Here is a 15,581-nt window from a genome sequence, read left to right on the forward strand (position 1 = left end):
TACCTCGTGCCTTCAGCCGATGAAGGCGCAGTAAGGAAGCTATGTCTCAGCCGACTCTCACCGTACTGGCTGGCCCCACTGCTGTTGGCAAGGGTACGGTGTGCCAGTACATTCGTGAGAACTACCCGAACGTGTGGTTCTCTGTTTCCGCTACTACTCGTGATCCTCGCCCCGATGAGGTTGACGGTACTCACTACTATTTCGTTTCGATGGAAGAGTTTGACCAGATGATTGCTGACGGTCAGATGCTTGAGTACGCTGTGGTGCACGGTAAGAACAAGTACGGTACTCCGCGCGCTAAGGTCCAGGAGGCTCTGGACGCTGGCCGCCCGGTGATCCTTGAGATTGACCTGCAGGGCGCTCGCCAGATTCGTGAGACCATGCCTGATGCCCGCCTGATTTTCTTGGCTCCTCCGAGCTGGGATGAGCTGGTGTCGCGTCTGGTGGGTCGAGGCACCGAGAGTGAGCAGGAGCAGGCTCGTCGCCTTGAAACCGCGAAGGTTGAGCTGGCTGCTGAGAAGGAATTTGACGTCACGGTCGTCAACGACTCTGTTGAGCGTGCGGCGAAGGAAATTGCTGAGCTGATTGGCGCCGCCTAATCTGCATGCTTTGCGTTTGCGGTGGGGCTAGAGTTTCTTCCGACCTGTAGTTCTGCCGTGAGGCGTTGTGAAGGGTGGGGGTTTCGAAGAGTTTTCTTCGGAGCCCCCACCTTTTTGTCCGGGCTGACATCTTTTGTCCGGGCTGGTACGTGCGTTTTAGCCGTTGAGAGGGTAGAATAGTTCTTTAGTTTTGACCGTGCCCTCAGTGTGCCCGGTTTGCGCCATAGCGCGAACGGTGTGCGGGGGCGTTCGGTACGTACATTCCATCAAGCTATTTGGAGTTTTTAGTGGCAAACGAAAACAAGGAACACGAGGACTACAACTTCGTTGACGGTGTCGCTCCCGAGGGCATCGTGAGCCCCAGCGCTGACGCGCTGATTGAGAAGGCGGAGTCCAAGTACGGCCTGGTGATTTTCGGTGCCCGCCGTGCACGCCAGATTAACGCGTACTACGCTAACCTGCAGGACAATACTGCTGCGCACGTTGGCCCGCTGGTTGACGCTGAGTCGAACGAGAAGTCCCTGTCGGTGGCAATGCGTGAAATCATTGCTGACCGTGTTGTGGCGGAGCACCGCCCGGGCGCAAAGTTCGACGAGGACGGCTACCCGGTTCCCGAGGATCTGTCCGCTGTGATTGATTTCAGCGCGGCTGAGTTCCCCGGCGCTATCGAGGAGGAGTACATCCCCGCAGGTAGCGAAGAGGTTATCGCTATCGAAGAGGTTATCCTCGACGAGTCCGCTGAGTAATCTGCTTCTACAAGGATTCTTTGACGTACCATGCGCATTATCGTTGGTATTGGAGGGGGCATTGCTGCGTACAAGGCGGCGATGCTCCTTCGTCTTTTTGCGAAGAATGGCGACGAGGTAATCGCCATGCCCACCCCGAACGCGACGAAGTTCGTGGGTGTTCCCACCCTGGAGGCGCTGAGCGGCAACCCCGTCTCAACGGACGTGTTTGACCGCGTGCCGGAGGTGAACCACGTGCGTCAGGCTGAGCAGGCTGACGCTGTGGTGATTGCCCCGGCGACCGCTGATTTGCTGGCTCGTTTGGCGGCTGGTCGTGCGGATGATCTGCTGTCCTCCACGGTGTTGACGACGCACGCCCCGGTGATTTTGGCGCCCGCGATGCATACCCAGATGTGGGAGCATCCGGCGACTCAGGCGAACGTGCAGACTCTGCGTTCGTGGGGTTACCACGTGATTGAGCCCGCGATTGGGCGTTTGACGGGCCCGGATTCTGGTCCGGGTCGCATGCCTGAGCCGGAGGATATTTTCGCGGTGGCGCTGGATGTGATTGCGCGCTTCCCGAAGGGTCAGGTGCACCCGGTGTACACGCCCGGTTACGCGCCGACTGAGCCCCTGTACACGGGCACGGAGCAGGAGCGTCTGGCGGCGGCACGTGCGGCGACGCTGACCTCGGCGCTGCTGGGTCAGAATGAGCCTGGTCAGGTTGAACCCAGCCAGGCTGATTCGGGTCGGGCAACTGGCGCATCCGAATCGCTGCGTGGTCCTCTGGTCGGTCGCCTCGTGGTCATTACCGCCGGCGGCACCCGTGAGGCGCTGGACCCGGTACGCTTCCTCGGCAACCGTTCGACCGGCAAGCAGGGCGTGGCGCTCGCGGAGGCGGCACGCGACCTGGGCGCGACCGTACACCTGATTGGTGCGAACCTTGAGGTTCCCGCGCCGGAGGGCGTGCAGGTGACCCGCGTGGTCAGTGCCCTGGAGCTGCGTGAGGCGACCCTTGAGGCGAGCGCGGCGGCGGATGTGCTGATTATGTCTGCGGCGGTGGCTGATTTTAGGCCCGCCGAGTTTGCCGAGTTCAAGATTAAAAAGAGCGCCGATTCTGAGGAAGCGCCGGTGATTCAGCTGGTGCGCAACCCGGATATTCTGCGTGAGGTCGTTGTGCGCCGCCAGCAGGCTCATGAGGCGGGGGAGAGCACCCTTGGCCCGAAGCTCATTGTTGGTTTTGCGGCGGAGACCGGTTCGGCGGAGAAGACTCCGTTGGAGCTGGGTCGTGAGAAGCTGCAGCGTAAGGGTACGGACTTCTTGGCGGTCAATGCGGTGGGTGTGAATCGTGGTTTCGGCACGGACGATAACACGATTACGCTGCTGTCGACTCTGAACGATGAGGCGCCGGTGTTCTCCGGTTCGAAGAAGGAGCTGTCGGTGCGTCTGTTGGATCATGTGGCGGCTTTCCTGCCGGATTTTTCTGCCTGAGCTTTTGACCTAAGGCAACCTGGCGCATCCGCGTATAGTTGCGGAGCGTTCATAGTTCGAAACGTTCGTAGCGTGGAGCCCGTGCGGTACTTCCTGTGGGAGGTATCGTGCGGGCTTTGCTGTACTCCCGGCTCTGCTATACCTTCCGGCTCTGCTGTACCCTTACGACTCTGCTGTACCCTTACGACTCTGCCGCCTGCCCGCTCCTGTACCCCCCCCTTGGAGAGCATTATGTGCAAGCACTTGTGATGCGGGTTTCTTTCTTCTGGGGTTCGCTCGGGGGAGCATCTCATATTTCTGTCATACTGGTGAAATTTCTGACCGTACCCCTGAACCGTCAGATAAAGGTCTTGTATCATGGCATAGAGAGTATTTCGCGTTGAAGGGGAAGAAGCACCATGCCCGAGAATCAGAGCAAGCCCGCCACGGTAGAGTCCGCCCAGAGTGAGGAGCGCCCTCAGATTCTGGTGATCACCGGTATTTCCGGTGCAGGCCGCAGTACTGTCGCAAACGTACTGGAGGATGAGGGCTGGTACGTTATCGATAACATCCCGCCGCAGATGCTCGGTTCCCTGGCCGAACTGGTGACCCGCGACGGTGCGCGAGTTCCGAAGGTGGCGCTCGGTATTGACGTTCGTGCCCGCGCCCTGTTCTCCGATCTTCCCGCTGCGATTGAGACTCTGCGCAAGTCCGATATTGACTTCTCCATGCTCTTCCTTGACGCCAAGGATGAGACCATTATTGCCCGCTACGAGGCTCAGCGCCGCCCGCACCCGCTGCAGGGTGAGGGCCGCGTCCTCGACGGTATCCGCGCTGAACGCACTCTCTTCGAAGGTCTGCGCCTCGCTTCTGACCGCACCATTGACACCACCGGTATGAACGTTCACGAGCTGGCTCGTACCGTGCGTGAAATGTTCGCTGAGGGTGCGGATAAGAAGCTGAACCTGACCGTGATGAGCTTCGGCTTCAAGTACGGTGCGCCTTCGGACGCTAACTACATGGCTGATATGCGTTTCATCCCGAACCCGCACTGGGTTCCGGAGCTGCGCCCCCTAACCGGTCAGGACGCTCCGGTGCGCGACTACGTGCTGGAGCACGCGGGCACCGAGGAGTTCATCAGCAACTACCTTGCGGCTCTTCGCCCCGTGCTTGAGGGCTATCGCCGTGAGGGCAAGTACTACGCCACCATCGCTATTGGCTGCACCGGTGGTAAGCATCGTTCCGTGGCTGTGACGGAGGAACTGGCTCGTCGTCTTTCTGCTTTCGGTGAGCTGAACGTGAATGTTCAGCACCGTGACAAGGGCCGCGAGTAAGTTTTTCCCGGCGCGTCCCAACCACCGCGTCGTGATTCATTAGCCGCCGTCCGGCCCCGCACCGTGGGGCCGGCATACCGTTCCTTCCGGGTATGTGAGGTATTACTATGTCCACCCATTCGACCAGTTATGACACTCAGGGTATTCCGCGCCTGCCGGCTCTGCCGACTCAGGCGTTGCGCCTGTTGAAGACCACGCACCGTTCGCCGAAGGTCACGGCGATGGGCGGCGGCCACGGGCTGTACGGTTCCCTGTCTGCGCTTCGCCACGTCACGCCTGATTTGACGGCTGTTGTGACGGTTGCTGACGATGGCGGCTCGTCGGGTCGTTTGCGTGAGGAGATGGGTATTCTCCCTCCCGGGGACTTGCGTATGGCGCTTTCTGCGCTGTGTGATGACACCGATTGGGGTCGCACGTGGCGTGATGTGATGCAGCATCGTTTTAGCGCGCCCGAAGGTTACGAGGGTGAGTTCCCGCTGGATTACCATGCTCTCGGTAACCTGCTGATTGCTACTCTCTGGCAGCTGCTGGATGACCCGGTTGCCGGTCTGGACTGGGCGGGCGCCCTGCTGAATGCGCGCGGCCGCGTGCTGCCGATGGCGCTCGATCCGATGGTCATTTACGGCACCGTGCTGCGTGAGCACAACGGTGGCGGTATTGAGCGTGTGAAGGTGGTCGGCCAGGTGAACCTCTCGAAGGAGGAACGCGTTCACGATATTGGTCTGTCTCCCGCAAATGCTCGCCCCTGCCCGGAGGCGCTCTCCGCTATTGAAGAATCCGACTGGATTGTTTTGGGTCCGGGTTCGTGGCGTACGTCGGTTCTGCCGCATCTGCTGTTGGACGCTCAGCGTGAGGCGATTATCCGCACGGAGGCGCGCCGCTGCGTGGTCATGAACCTCTCCGACGATAAGGAGACGGTCGGCTTCACCCCGGCAACGCACCTGGATTTGTTGCGCCAGTACGCCCCGAAGCTTCACCTGGACGCGGTGATTGCTGACGCTGACATGCAGGCTGATCACCGTTCCGAGCTGGAGCGTGAGGCTTCTGCGATGGGTGCGAAGGTTGTGTGGGCGCATCTGCGTTCGAGCTCCCAGCCGAATGTGCACGACCCGCTGAAGCTTGCGGCTGCGTATAACGAAGCGTTTGAGCTGAGCTCTTAGATTGACTGGCTTGGATTTGCGGCTCAGGCGTGCTGCTTGAGCTGGCTGTTTTGTGCGCTCTTTTCCTGATTTTTAGACTTAGACACTACGCCCAGAAGGACCTTTCATGGCATTAACCACGCTCGTCAAGGACGAACTCGCCAACTACGAGGCAACGAAAGTCTCTGCTCGTAAGGCGGAAATCTCTACGATTCTGCGTTTTACCGGAGGCCTGCACATTGTCTCGGGGCGAATCGTGGTGGAGTCTGAGGTCGATCACGAGGCGACCGCCCACCGCATGCGCCGCACCATCGCGGAGATTTACGGCCACGACTCTGAGCTGACCAGCGTCAGCGGTGGTGGCCTGCGTCGAGGCGGTCGCTACATTGTGCGTGTGGATCATGGCGGTGAGGCGCTGGCTCGCCAGACCGGTCTGCTGGATTTGCGTGGCCGCCCGGTGCGTGGCCTGCCGCCGGCTGTGGTGAACGGCTCCCTGCAGGATGCCGAGGCGGTCATGCGCGGTGCGTTCTTGGCGCACGGTTCGCTGACCGAGCCGGGTCGTTCCTCCTCCCTGGAGATTACCTGCCCCGGTCCGGAGGCGGCGCTCGCGCTGGTGGGTGCGGCTCGTCGCCTGGAGATTATTGCGAAGGCACGCGAGGTGCGCGGCACCGACCGTGTGGTGGTGCGTGACGGTGAGACCATTTCGCAGCTGCTGGAGCGTATGGGTGCGACTAGCACCCTGACCACGTGGCGTGAGGCGCGCACCCGCAAGGAGGTTCGTGCGACCGCAAATCGTCTGGCGAATTTTGATGATGCGAACCTGCGCCGTAGCGCTCAGGCGGCTGTTGCGGCGAGCGCCCGCGTGGAGCGTGCCCTGCAGATTCTGGGGCATGAGGCGCCGGATCATCTGCGTTATGCCGGTGAGTTGCGTGTGCTGCATAAGCATGCGTCGTTGGATGAGCTGGGTCGTCTGGCTGATCCGCCGATGACGAAGGATGCGATTGCGGGCCGTATTCGTCGCCTGCTGGTGATGGCTGATAAGCGTGCTTCGGAGCTGGGCGTTCCGGGTACTGAGCTTCCGCGCGAGGACTAGGCGAAGGCTAGATTCCGGTCTTAAACGGTGCGGGAAGCTCGTGTGGCTGAGGTGTTTGTGACGGTTTTGTGACAAACCAAACCCCTCCGTTTTTGAACAAAAACCGCATATTTTTCAAAAATGAGCCTGTGGATGGCCCCTTTCGCACTATGCGAGGGGAGTTATCCACAGGTTCTTTGCGTGCGCTCGTGCGTTCGCGCGCGTGAGCCTAGGGTAGGGGTATGACGAGCATGACCCCCAACCCCGACCAGAATGCTGTACAGGGCACTGTGCAGGACAGCGCACCCCAGCAGGGTAGTACAGCCCAGCAGGGCGGTGCACAGCGTAGCGCCCGCTCCCTGATGAACAGCCTCTACCGCAGCCCGCGCGCCCGCAAGAACGGCACGCCGGACGCCGAGGACACCGTGCCGCTGGCTATTGCCGCTGAGGTAACGCCAGCGGAGGTGCCTGCCGAAGAAACACCTGCCGAGCCCGCGCCTGCCGCCCAGTCCGTACCTGCCAGCCAGCATGTATCTACCACTCAGCCAGCGGCATCCCGCCCGGAGTCGAACGGCTGGGCTGACTGGGATCAGCAGCCCGATTGGAACGAGGTGGACGACTGGGCGGAGTGGGAGCAAGCTGATCAGCCCGGCACCACCCGCAGCACCCGTTGGGGTTTGTCGCCGCGCGTGCTGCTTCTGGTGGCGGTGTTGGCGTTGGTTGCCGTGGTGTGGGGTGTGACCCAGTTTTCGGCGGCGCCGCGTGCCGAGCAGATTGCCTCCCCGAGTGCTACCGCCGAGTCGGTGCAGGCGGTGGGCGCCCAGCAGAGCACCCAGTCCACCGCCCAGCCGGGCGCGAGTGAATCCGCGCAGGGTGGCGCCTCCGGTGAGGCTACCGTGCGGGTGCATGTGGCGGGTGCCGTGAACAATCCCGGCGTGTACACGCTACCCGCGCAGGGTCGTACCGTGGATGCGATTGCCGCCGCCTCCGGTGCCGCCGCGGATGCTGACCTGGACCGCGTGAACCTTGCCGGTACGCTGAGTGACGGGGTGCAGATTTATGTGCCTCATCGTGGTGAGACGGCCGCCCCGGCGCAGATTCAGCCCAATGGCGGCACGGCGAATGCCGGTCAGGGTAACGCGGCGAATGGTGCAGCACAGAACGGTGCATCTCAGGGCGGCGCTCAGCCTCAGCCTGCACGCACGCTGACCGCTTCGGGCAGCGCCCAGAAGGGCTCATCCCCGGTGAACATTAACACCGCCACCGCCGAGGAGCTGCAGTCCCTGCCGCGTATTGGTCCGGCGATGGCTCAGCGCATTATTGCCTGGCGTGAGGCGCACGGCGGTTTCCGTAGCGTGGATGAGCTGGATGCGGTGCCCGGCATTGGTCCGTCGATGCTGGAGAATCTGCGCCCGCTGGTGACGGTCTAATGCGCCAGCAGAACCCCAAGCAGAACCGCCAGCACGCAGGGGAGCGGGAACTCTTTTCCGGTAGCTTGCGCCTCACTCGGCGCCTCACCGGGGCCGCGGCTACGGCGTATGACCGCGCCCGCTACCGCTGGAGCATCGGCGCTGAACGGTGGCGTACCCGCCGCGACGAGCAGGAGCTGCGCGCCCAGGGAAGCCTCATTCACCTGGACTTTCGCCTGAGTTTTACGGTGCTGGCGCTGTGGGCTTTTACCGCGGTGGCGCTGACCGTGGGCACGTGGCGGGTGGTGCATCCGCTGGCGTGCGTGCTCATTGCCCTGCTGGGGTGCCTGGCGATTCTGCTTTTCTTTCCGCCGCGTGCGGTGATGCCCTACAGCCTGCTCTTTCGCACGACGGGTCAGCTGGTTTTTCTGGGGTGTATTGTGACGGTTCAGGCGGTGCTTTTGTGCGCTACGGGGGTGGATGCATCCCGTGCCACGCTACAGCAGGCGCAGGGTGCCTCGCTTCGTCTGAATGGCACGGTTGAGCAGGTTCGCCGCGTGGATCCGCGCACTACTCTGGTGGTTATTAAACTGGAGGAAATTCAGGGGCGGAGCGTGCGTGCGCTGGTGAATGAGCGGGTGCGCGTGTACCGTCGTGACGGTTCGGCAAAGAGCGCCGCGCGCAGTTCGGAGGCGAGCGCGGAAGTAAGCTCGGCGGCTAAGCAGCGGGGGAGCGGTACCGCCCGCCCGCAGGCAATCTATCCGGGCATGAAGGTGACCGCCCTCGGTACAGTGGAGTTCAACGGTTCCACGGCGAAGCTGAGCGGCGCAACTATTTTCCCCGCCCCCGCCTCCGGCACCGGGTCGAACACTGCCACTCGCGCTGCGGAGGAGCCGTACCTGTCCACGCTCAAGGAACAGCTGCGCACCCGCGCCCTGGACACCCTCGACACGGAGTCGGCGGCACTGGTTTTGGGCACCGCCTACGGGGATGATTCGCTGATGAGTTCCACCACGCGGGAGGAGTATAAGCTCAGCGGGCTCAGCCATATTACGGCGGTGTCCGGGGCGAATATTGCCATTGTGTTTTTGGGTGCGTACCGGCTGGTGCTGGCGATTCGCCCGTACCGTTTCGCTAGCGCATACCTGCTGCTTCGTTCCTGGAGGCAGCGGTTGCGGGGCAGAGGCGCGGCTCATTCTCACCGCCCCGCGCACCCCCGGCGCACCGCACAACCTCAAAAACTAGCCCGGTCTCAACATCCTGCCCAGCTTCAGCAACCTACTCCGCCAAATACCCACGCCCTGCCGCCGCTCGTGCATCGGCTGAGTACCCTCGCCATTCCGCACCGCGTCATGGTGCTGTGCGGGGTTGCGGCGGTGCTCGCCTACGCCATGCTGCTGGACTCTGAGGGTTCCGTGATTCGTTCCCTCGCGATGGGTCTGCTCGGTGCTTACACGATGCTGTGCGGTTCGGGTCGCCAGTCCTTGGCGGCGCTGCAAACGACGGTGCTGATGTGTCTGCTTGCCGCCCCGCACCTCGCCGTGGATATGGGGTTTGCCCTGTCGGTGACGGCAACTTCCGCGCTGATTCTGCTGGGCCCGCCGCTGATTCGCCTGCTCATGCGCGTCATGCCGGTGTTCTGCGCGGAAATGCTCGCCGCGCCGATTGTGGCGTCCCTGTGGTGTACCCCGCTGATTTTGGCGATGAGCGGCAAGGTGCCGCTCTACTCGGTTCCGGCGAATCTGATTGCCGCTCCTTTGGCGCCGCTGAGTATGCTCGCCGGGCTGGTGGCGCTTGGATTCATACTGCTGGGTCTGCCCGCTCTGGCGGATGTGTGCCTTCGAGCTGGTGGTCTTGCCGCGCAGGGTATCGAGTGGGCGGCGCACACTGCCGCGCACGCGCCGGGTAACCCGTGGGAGCCCGGTTCGAGCGTCCCGGCGGTGGTGTGTAGCGCCTTCTGCGTGCTGGCGTTGAGCGTTGCCCTCTGGTGGGTGGATGCACGCCGCTACCGTGCGGTCACGCACCGGCGGTATGTGCGGGTGGTACCGCACACCGCGCCCGCCTATCAGCCCGCCCGTCCCTGACCGACTAACCCTGCCCGACTAACCCCGACCAACGCGAGGAGGCACCCGAGAAGAAAACGCTATGATGGATACTCGAGACTCTACCCGCGCCACACCCCCGTGCGCAGCGGGGTTCGAGTTCAGCCCGTACCCTGCAGATAAAGGCGAGTGATAAGCGTGTCCGAGCGTAAGCGTACAACCCAGCGTGGTGGTTCCCGAGGCTACGCCCGCCGAGGCGGCCCCGCCCTCGACACCGCGTGGCGTACCGTCACCCCGGCACCCGCCGTCATGCTCTACGGCCCGGAGGAGTACTTCGCCTCCCGCGCCGCGGCACGCCTGCGTGAGCTGTTCCGCAGCATCCACCCGGAGGTGGACCGCGTTCAGATTAACGCCGCTACCTACACGGCGGGGGAGCTGATTCTGCATGCTTCGCCCTCCCTGTTCGGTTCGGCGAAGATCATTGAGGTTGAGAACGTCGCCTCCATGAGTGACGAGTTTTTGACCGATACGCTCGCCTACCTGAACGCCCCCGAGCCGGACATCATGCTCATTCTGAACCACTCGGGCGGTAACCGCGGCAAGAAGCTTATCGACCTGGTGCGCTCCCAGTTCGTACTCATCAACTGCAAGGCGCTCAAGACCGACCGCGAGAAGAGCGAGTTCTTGGCGGGGGAGTTTGCCGCCGCCCAGCGCCCGATTACCGGCGGCGCCCTGGCGTTGCTGACTGCCGCCTCCTCCGACACTGCGGAGCTTGCCGCCGCATGCCAGCAGCTGCTCTCAGACGTACCCGGCGAAATCACCGAGGAGGCGGTGAACCGCTACTACGGCGGCCGCACCGAAGTCACCGCATTCCGTGTGAGTGACGCCGCGATTTCCGGTAACGCCCCGGAGGCTCTGCGGCTGCTCCGCCACTCCCTTGCCACCGGCACGGAGCCGATTCCGATGCTGGGTGCGCTCGCCATGCGTATCCGCAATATTGCGCGCGTGCACCATGTGCGTATGAGCGCTAATGAGCTGGCGCGTGAGGTGGGTATGTCACCGTGGCAGGTTGAGCAGGCTCAGCGTGACGGCCGCCGTTTTACCGGCGCCCAGTTGGCGCATATTGTGCAGCTTCTGGCTGATGCGGACGCGCAGCTGAAGGGCGAGTCGCAGGATGCGGTGTATGCGGTGGAGCAGGCTGTTTTGGCGATTGCTCTACCTCCGCGCCTGTAGTGCATAATAGAGCCCATGCTCGAAATTCTGAAGAAAATTTTCTTTGCCCTGCTGCCCTTCCTGCAGAAGGCGGCAGAGGATGCTCTCAACGACGCTACTGCGTCTAAGGGCGGCGCCGAGTCCTCCCAGAAGAGTGAGTCCCGCGGGGATGAATCTCGTCAGCGCGAATCTCGTCAGGGTGAGGCTCGTACCTCCGGCTCTTCGGCGCCCAAGCCGAGCGCCCCGAAGTCTTCCACGGCAAACTCCACAGCACCTAAGCCTTCCGCCCCGGCTTCGACCGGCGCATCCGACGGTTCGGATTACCCGGGCGATTACCGCGACATGATTAACTTTGAGTACTCGCCCTCCCTGGATGGCGACGCTGACCCGGGTGAAATCGTGTGGACGTGGGTTCCCTTCGAGGAGGACCACTCGCAGGGTAAGGACCGCCCGGTGCTTCTGGTGGGTCGTGACGGTGAGTACCTGCTGGCGCTGATGATGACCAGCAAGGACCACAATAACCGTGAGCACGCTGATCCGAACTACCTTGATATTGGTTCGGGCCCGTGGGATCCGCAGGGCCGCGCCTCTGAGGTGAAGCTGAACCGCGTGATTCGTGTTCGCCCGGATGCGATGCGCCGCGAGGGTGCCATTATGCCGGAGGATACGTTCCGCCTGATTGAGCGTGCGTGGACTCGCCATAACGGCTAACCCCTGTGCTTGATGCCGGGATGCTTTATGCCGGGAACCTGTGGGGGACCGGCGTTAGATGTGGAGGCTGCGTGTAGCGGTTTTCACAGTATTTTTCTCTCCGCGAGGGTCTGTCGTGGAGGCTGTTCATCTGGTATTATGTGTGGTTGAGTGTCCGATGGTCATCGGGCACTGCTGGCCGGTTGCCATAGGCATCCCCACGCCGCTCAGTCGATGATCGGCCAGCGTCGCCCTCACCGACCAATAAGACAAAACAGAAAGTTTAATTGTGGCTAACATTAAGTCTCAGAAGAAGCGTATCCTCACCAACGAGAAGGCTCGTCTGCGCAACAACATTGTGAAGTCCGAGCTGAAGACCGCGACCCGCAAGGTCAAGGCTGCTGTTGAGGCACAGAACAAGGAAGCAGCTGTTGAGGCTCTGCGTTTTGTGAACCGTAAGCTGGACAAGGCTGTTTCTAAGGGTGTTCTGCACAAGAAGACCGCTGCAAACAAGAAGTCCGGTCTTGCTACGCTGGTAAACAAGGCTTTCTAAAACTTGCGGGGTACGTGAGTACCTCTCTGGTTTAAGGGCAGAGACCCCCTGTGTTCCCCCTCCTCTAAGGGGGAACGCAGGGGGTCTCTTTATGCCCAGATTCCTTCCAGATTCTTCGGAGGCGCCGCCCGGTGACGAAACTGCTTGCGGGTTGCGCGGGAGCCCGTATAGTGGGAACTATCGGCGGTACCGCACACTGCCCGCGCCCATCACGCGCGCCCTAAACGGCGTTGTGCATAGCGCCGGGGAAAACGCGAACGTGCCGCCGATACACATCACACAACCACCGACCACGAGCTAAGGACAACGATGAGCCAGCCGAACTTCCCTCCCGCCCGACTCTTTGACGCTTTCGCCAAGCCCGCCTCCACAGAACAGCCCGCGAAGAAAGGCCTGCTCGGCAAGCTGCGCCTGAACGAATCCTCCGAGGAGGACAACTACACGACCGTCATGCTGGTCGGTTTCAACTCCGCGAAGGAACCCCCGGGCAACGGTGAGGACGCCCTCGACGTGATTCACCGCGCGTTCGACCCGTGCGATGAGAGCCCCGGCTTCGACATGGACGACTTCTACGACTATGCTTCCGTCGCCCCGCAGTTGCTGAACAATGACGACTCCGAATCCACGGTTCTGGTGTGGCCCAAAGTTTTCTACAACATGGTCACCATCCCGGAGCGTCGCCTGCGCCTGCTCGTGGTGACCGGACCCGCTCCGAGCCTGTGCCTGCAGCGGTTCATGACCCGCTTCTTCAAGTACGTGAAGAAGCTCCACGTGGACCACGCGATCTTCGTTGAGACCTTTGAGGATCAGGTGGCGCACACCCGCCCGTACCCGTACACGCTGACCACTCACGACGAGAAGCTGGCGGCGATCCCCGGTATTCTGCACGAGGACTACACCGGCCCCACCTCGGTGACGATGGCAATGTCTGCGCTCGCCGCTGAGCACGGCCTGTCCTCCTCGGTCATGCTGCGTATGAGCATCCCTGGGTACCTGAGCTTTGACCAGCAGAACCCGCGTGCGGTCGTGAGCCTGATCGAGGCGCTGGAGGTCATCCTCGGCATTAAAGTCGAGTCTGAGGAGTATGACCGCCTGCGTGCCCACGCTGATGAGTGGGAGGCGGAGCTCGCCGAAGAAATGGCGAAGGACTACGAGAAGGTTGAGCTGGTGCGTGAGATTGAGCAGAAGATGGATTCGACTCTGCGCGCTGTCTCCGGTGAGGTGATCGCCGAGGATATTGAGGGCTACCTGGATTCCCTCAGCGGCGCCTCCGAGGGCGTAAATCCTGCCGATGATGGTGCAGGATCTGCGGAGGATTCTTCGGAACGTTAGGTCCGTTCGCACATATGGCGCGGGTATGGGAAAATGATAGGTAACTATGCCCATACCCGCAGCCAGCATCTCGAAAGGATGATGTGATTGGCACCGATGTCGAAGAACCCGCCCGTTCCGGCGGCGACCGACCCCGCGATTATTCGCAATTTCTGCATTATCGCCCATATTGACCACGGTAAGTCTACCCTCGCAGACCGTATGCTGCAGGCCACCGGCGTGGTTGCCCCGCGCGATATGAAGGCGCAGTACCTGGACCGCATGGACATTGAACGTGAACGCGGTATCACCATTAAGTCTCAGGCTGTGCGCATGCCCTGGGATGTTGACGGCACCTCCTACGCGCTGAATATGATTGACACCCCCGGCCACGTGGACTTCACCTATGAGGTGTCCCGTTCCCTGGCCGCGTGTGAGGGTGCGCTTCTGCTCGTGGACGCCGCCCAGGGTATTGAGGCTCAGACCCTGGCGAACCTGTACCTGGCGATGGAGAACGACCTGACCATCATCCCGGTGCTGAACAAGATTGACCTTCCCGCGGCTCAGCCCGATAAGTACGCTGAGGAGCTGGCGAACCTGATTGGTTGCGAGCCGGACGAGGTTCTGCGCGTATCGGGTAAGACTGGTGAGGGTGTTGAGGCTCTGCTGGACCGTATTGTGGAGGCAATTCCCGCCCCGCAGGGTGACGCATCCGCCCCGGCGCGTGCCATGATTTTTGACTCGGTGTACGACTCGTACCGCGGCGTGGTCACCTATGTGCGTGTTGTGGACGGTAGCCTGCAGCCGCGTCAGAAGATTAAGATGATGTCCACCGGCGCTGAGCATGACCTGCTCGAAATCGGCGTGATTTCCCCTGAGCCTGTCCCCTCGAAGGGCCTGGGCGTGGGCGAGGTGGGTTACCTCATTACCGGTGTGAAGGACGTCCGTCAGTCCCGTGTGGGTGATACCGTCACCTCCGCCGCGAAGCCTGCGCAGGAGTCCCTGGGCGGTTATGAGGACCCCAAGCCGATGGTGTTCTCGGGCCTGTTCCCGATTGATGGTTCGGACTACCCGGCGCTGCGTGACGCACTGGATAAGCTGAAGCTCAACGACGCCGCGCTGATTTACGAGCCGGAAACTTCTGCCGCTCTGGGCTTCGGTTTCCGCTGTGGCTTCCTGGGTCTGCTGCACCTGGAGATTGTGCGTGAGCGCCTGGAACGCGAGTTCAACCTGGATCTGATTTCGACCGCGCCGAACGTTATTTACGACGTGGTGGATGAGGCCGGTAACGCTAAGCGCGTGACCAACCCGAGCGAATTCCCCGAGGGTAAGGTCGCGACGATTCGCGAGCCTATGGTGGCGTGTACGATTATTGCCCCGAGCGAGTACATTGGCGCGATTATGGAGCTGTGCCAGGCTCGCCGCGGCCAGATCGGCGGCATGGATTACCTGTCCGAGGATCGTGTGGAGATGCGTTACCGCCTGCCCCTGGCAGAGATTGTGTTCGACTTCTTCGATCAGTTGAAGTCCCGTACCCGCGGTTACGCGTCGCTGGACTGGAAGTTCGACGGTGAGGAAGAGGCCGACCTGGTGAAGGTCGACATCCTGCTGCAGGGTGAGAAGGTGGATGCGTTCAGCGCCATTACTCACCGCGATAAGGCGTACTCGTACGGCCTGATGATGACTTCTAAGCTGCGTGAGCTGATTCCTCGTCAGCAGTTTGAGGTGCCGATTCAGGCGGCTATCGGTTCGCGTATTATTGCCCGCGAGAATATCCGCGCGATGCGTAAGGACGTTTTGTCGAAGTGTTACGGTGGCGATATTTCGCGTAAGCGTAAGCTGCTGGAAAAGCAGAAGGAAGGCAAGAAGCGCATGAAGATGGTCGGTCGTGTGGAGGTTCCTCAGGAAGCCTTCATTGCGGCACTGTCTTCGAGCGAGGAGAAGGAAAAGAAGAAGTAGCCTTTCGTCGCTGTAGCTTTTCCGGCTGTGTGCTGACCTGTTTGAGTGGAGAACCCGGCTGGTGCC

13 protein-coding genes are annotated in these 15,581 nt (G+C 61.7%); all 13 read left to right on the forward strand.

Features of this window, described 5'->3' with window-relative positions; translation table 11 throughout:
- Positions 1 to 41: 41 nt before the first annotated feature.
- The gene (gmk, locus tag RQ593_RS02615; RefSeq protein ID WP_311449741.1) at positions 42 to 599 is read left to right on the forward strand and encodes a guanylate kinase; all 558 of its coding nucleotides are present in this window, start codon (positions 42 to 44) and stop codon (positions 597 to 599) included.
- Between the two features lie 287 nt (positions 600 to 886).
- Entirely contained in the window at positions 887 to 1,345 is a 459-nt protein-coding gene (gene rpoZ, locus RQ593_RS02620) for a DNA-directed RNA polymerase subunit omega (RefSeq protein ID WP_294630976.1), read from the forward strand.
- A gap of 30 nt (positions 1,346 to 1,375) precedes the next feature.
- Positions 1,376 to 2,815, forward strand: a complete 1,440-nt coding sequence (locus tag RQ593_RS02625) for a bifunctional phosphopantothenoylcysteine decarboxylase/phosphopantothenate synthase (RefSeq protein ID WP_311449742.1) — start codon at positions 1,376 to 1,378, stop codon at positions 2,813 to 2,815.
- A 398-nt stretch (positions 2,816 to 3,213) separates the two neighbouring features.
- Positions 3,214 to 4,128: an RNase adapter RapZ gene (gene rapZ, locus RQ593_RS02630; protein ID WP_219101385.1), complete on the forward strand. Its 915-nt coding sequence runs from the start codon at positions 3,214 to 3,216 to the stop codon at positions 4,126 to 4,128.
- A 107-nt stretch (positions 4,129 to 4,235) separates the two neighbouring features.
- Entirely contained in the window at positions 4,236 to 5,288 is a 1,053-nt protein-coding gene (gene yvcK, locus RQ593_RS02635) for a uridine diphosphate-N-acetylglucosamine-binding protein YvcK (RefSeq protein ID WP_049345462.1), read from the forward strand.
- A gap of 106 nt (positions 5,289 to 5,394) precedes the next feature.
- The gene (whiA, locus tag RQ593_RS02640; protein WP_219101387.1) at positions 5,395 to 6,360 is read left to right on the forward strand and encodes a DNA-binding protein WhiA; all 966 of its coding nucleotides are present in this window, start codon (positions 5,395 to 5,397) and stop codon (positions 6,358 to 6,360) included.
- Between the two features lie 221 nt (positions 6,361 to 6,581).
- The gene (locus RQ593_RS02645) at positions 6,582 to 7,769 is read left to right on the forward strand and encodes a ComEA family DNA-binding protein (RefSeq protein WP_311449743.1); all 1,188 of its coding nucleotides are present in this window, start codon (positions 6,582 to 6,584) and stop codon (positions 7,767 to 7,769) included.
- Positions 7,769 to 9,832, forward strand: a complete 2,064-nt coding sequence (locus RQ593_RS02650) for a ComEC/Rec2 family competence protein (RefSeq protein ID WP_311449744.1) — start codon at positions 7,769 to 7,771, stop codon at positions 9,830 to 9,832. Before RQ593_RS02645 ends, RQ593_RS02650 begins: the two co-directional genes overlap by 1 nt.
- A 156-nt stretch (positions 9,833 to 9,988) precedes the next feature.
- A complete protein-coding gene (holA, locus tag RQ593_RS02655) occupies positions 9,989 to 11,023 on the forward strand; it encodes a DNA polymerase III subunit delta (RefSeq protein ID WP_311449745.1) in 1,035 nt (344 codons plus the stop codon).
- Positions 11,024 to 11,038: 15 nt separating this feature from the next.
- Entirely contained in the window at positions 11,039 to 11,713 is a 675-nt protein-coding gene (locus RQ593_RS02660; protein WP_311449746.1) for a type II toxin-antitoxin system PemK/MazF family toxin, read from the forward strand.
- Between the two features lie 268 nt (positions 11,714 to 11,981).
- On the forward strand, positions 11,982 to 12,245 hold the full coding sequence (gene rpsT / locus RQ593_RS02665; protein ID WP_049360830.1) for a 30S ribosomal protein S20: 264 nt from the start codon (positions 11,982 to 11,984) through the stop codon (positions 12,243 to 12,245).
- A 309-nt stretch (positions 12,246 to 12,554) separates the two neighbouring features.
- Positions 12,555 to 13,577, forward strand: coding sequence for a PAC2 family protein (locus tag RQ593_RS02670; protein WP_311449747.1), 1,023 nt, complete (start codon positions 12,555 to 12,557; stop codon positions 13,575 to 13,577).
- Between the two features lie 96 nt (positions 13,578 to 13,673).
- Positions 13,674 to 15,515: a translation elongation factor 4 gene (gene lepA, locus RQ593_RS02675; protein WP_371260001.1), complete on the forward strand. Its 1,842-nt coding sequence runs from the start codon at positions 13,674 to 13,676 to the stop codon at positions 15,513 to 15,515.
- Positions 15,516 to 15,581: the final 66 nt, after the last annotated feature.

The sequence above is a fragment of the uncultured Rothia sp. genome (genome assembly GCF_963507905.1).
Classification (GTDB): Bacteria; Actinomycetota; Actinomycetes; order Actinomycetales; family Micrococcaceae; genus Rothia.

Excerpts from the sequence above, each read along its gene's own strand:
- RQ593_RS02645 (WP_311449743.1), top strand. The coding sequence starts at position 6,582 with ATGACGAGCATGACCCCCAACCCCGACCAGAATGCTGTACAGGGCACT.
- RQ593_RS02650 (WP_311449744.1), top strand. The coding sequence starts at position 7,769 with ATGCGCCAGCAGAACCCCAAGCAGAACCGCCAGCACGCAGGGGAGCGG.
- yvcK (WP_049345462.1), top strand. The coding sequence starts at position 4,236 with ATGTCCACCCATTCGACCAGTTATGACACTCAGGGTATTCCGCGCCTG.
- lepA (WP_371260001.1), top strand. The coding sequence starts at position 13,674 with ATGTCGAAGAACCCGCCCGTTCCGGCGGCGACCGACCCCGCGATTATT.
- gmk (WP_311449741.1), top strand. The coding sequence starts at position 42 with ATGTCTCAGCCGACTCTCACCGTACTGGCTGGCCCCACTGCTGTTGGC.
- RQ593_RS02625 (WP_311449742.1), top strand. The coding sequence starts at position 1,376 with ATGCGCATTATCGTTGGTATTGGAGGGGGCATTGCTGCGTACAAGGCG.
- RQ593_RS02670 (WP_311449747.1), top strand. The coding sequence starts at position 12,555 with ATGAGCCAGCCGAACTTCCCTCCCGCCCGACTCTTTGACGCTTTCGCC.
- rapZ (WP_219101385.1), top strand. The coding sequence starts at position 3,214 with ATGCCCGAGAATCAGAGCAAGCCCGCCACGGTAGAGTCCGCCCAGAGT.
- RQ593_RS02660 (WP_311449746.1), top strand. The coding sequence starts at position 11,039 with ATGCTCGAAATTCTGAAGAAAATTTTCTTTGCCCTGCTGCCCTTCCTG.
- whiA (WP_219101387.1), top strand. The coding sequence starts at position 5,395 with ATGGCATTAACCACGCTCGTCAAGGACGAACTCGCCAACTACGAGGCA.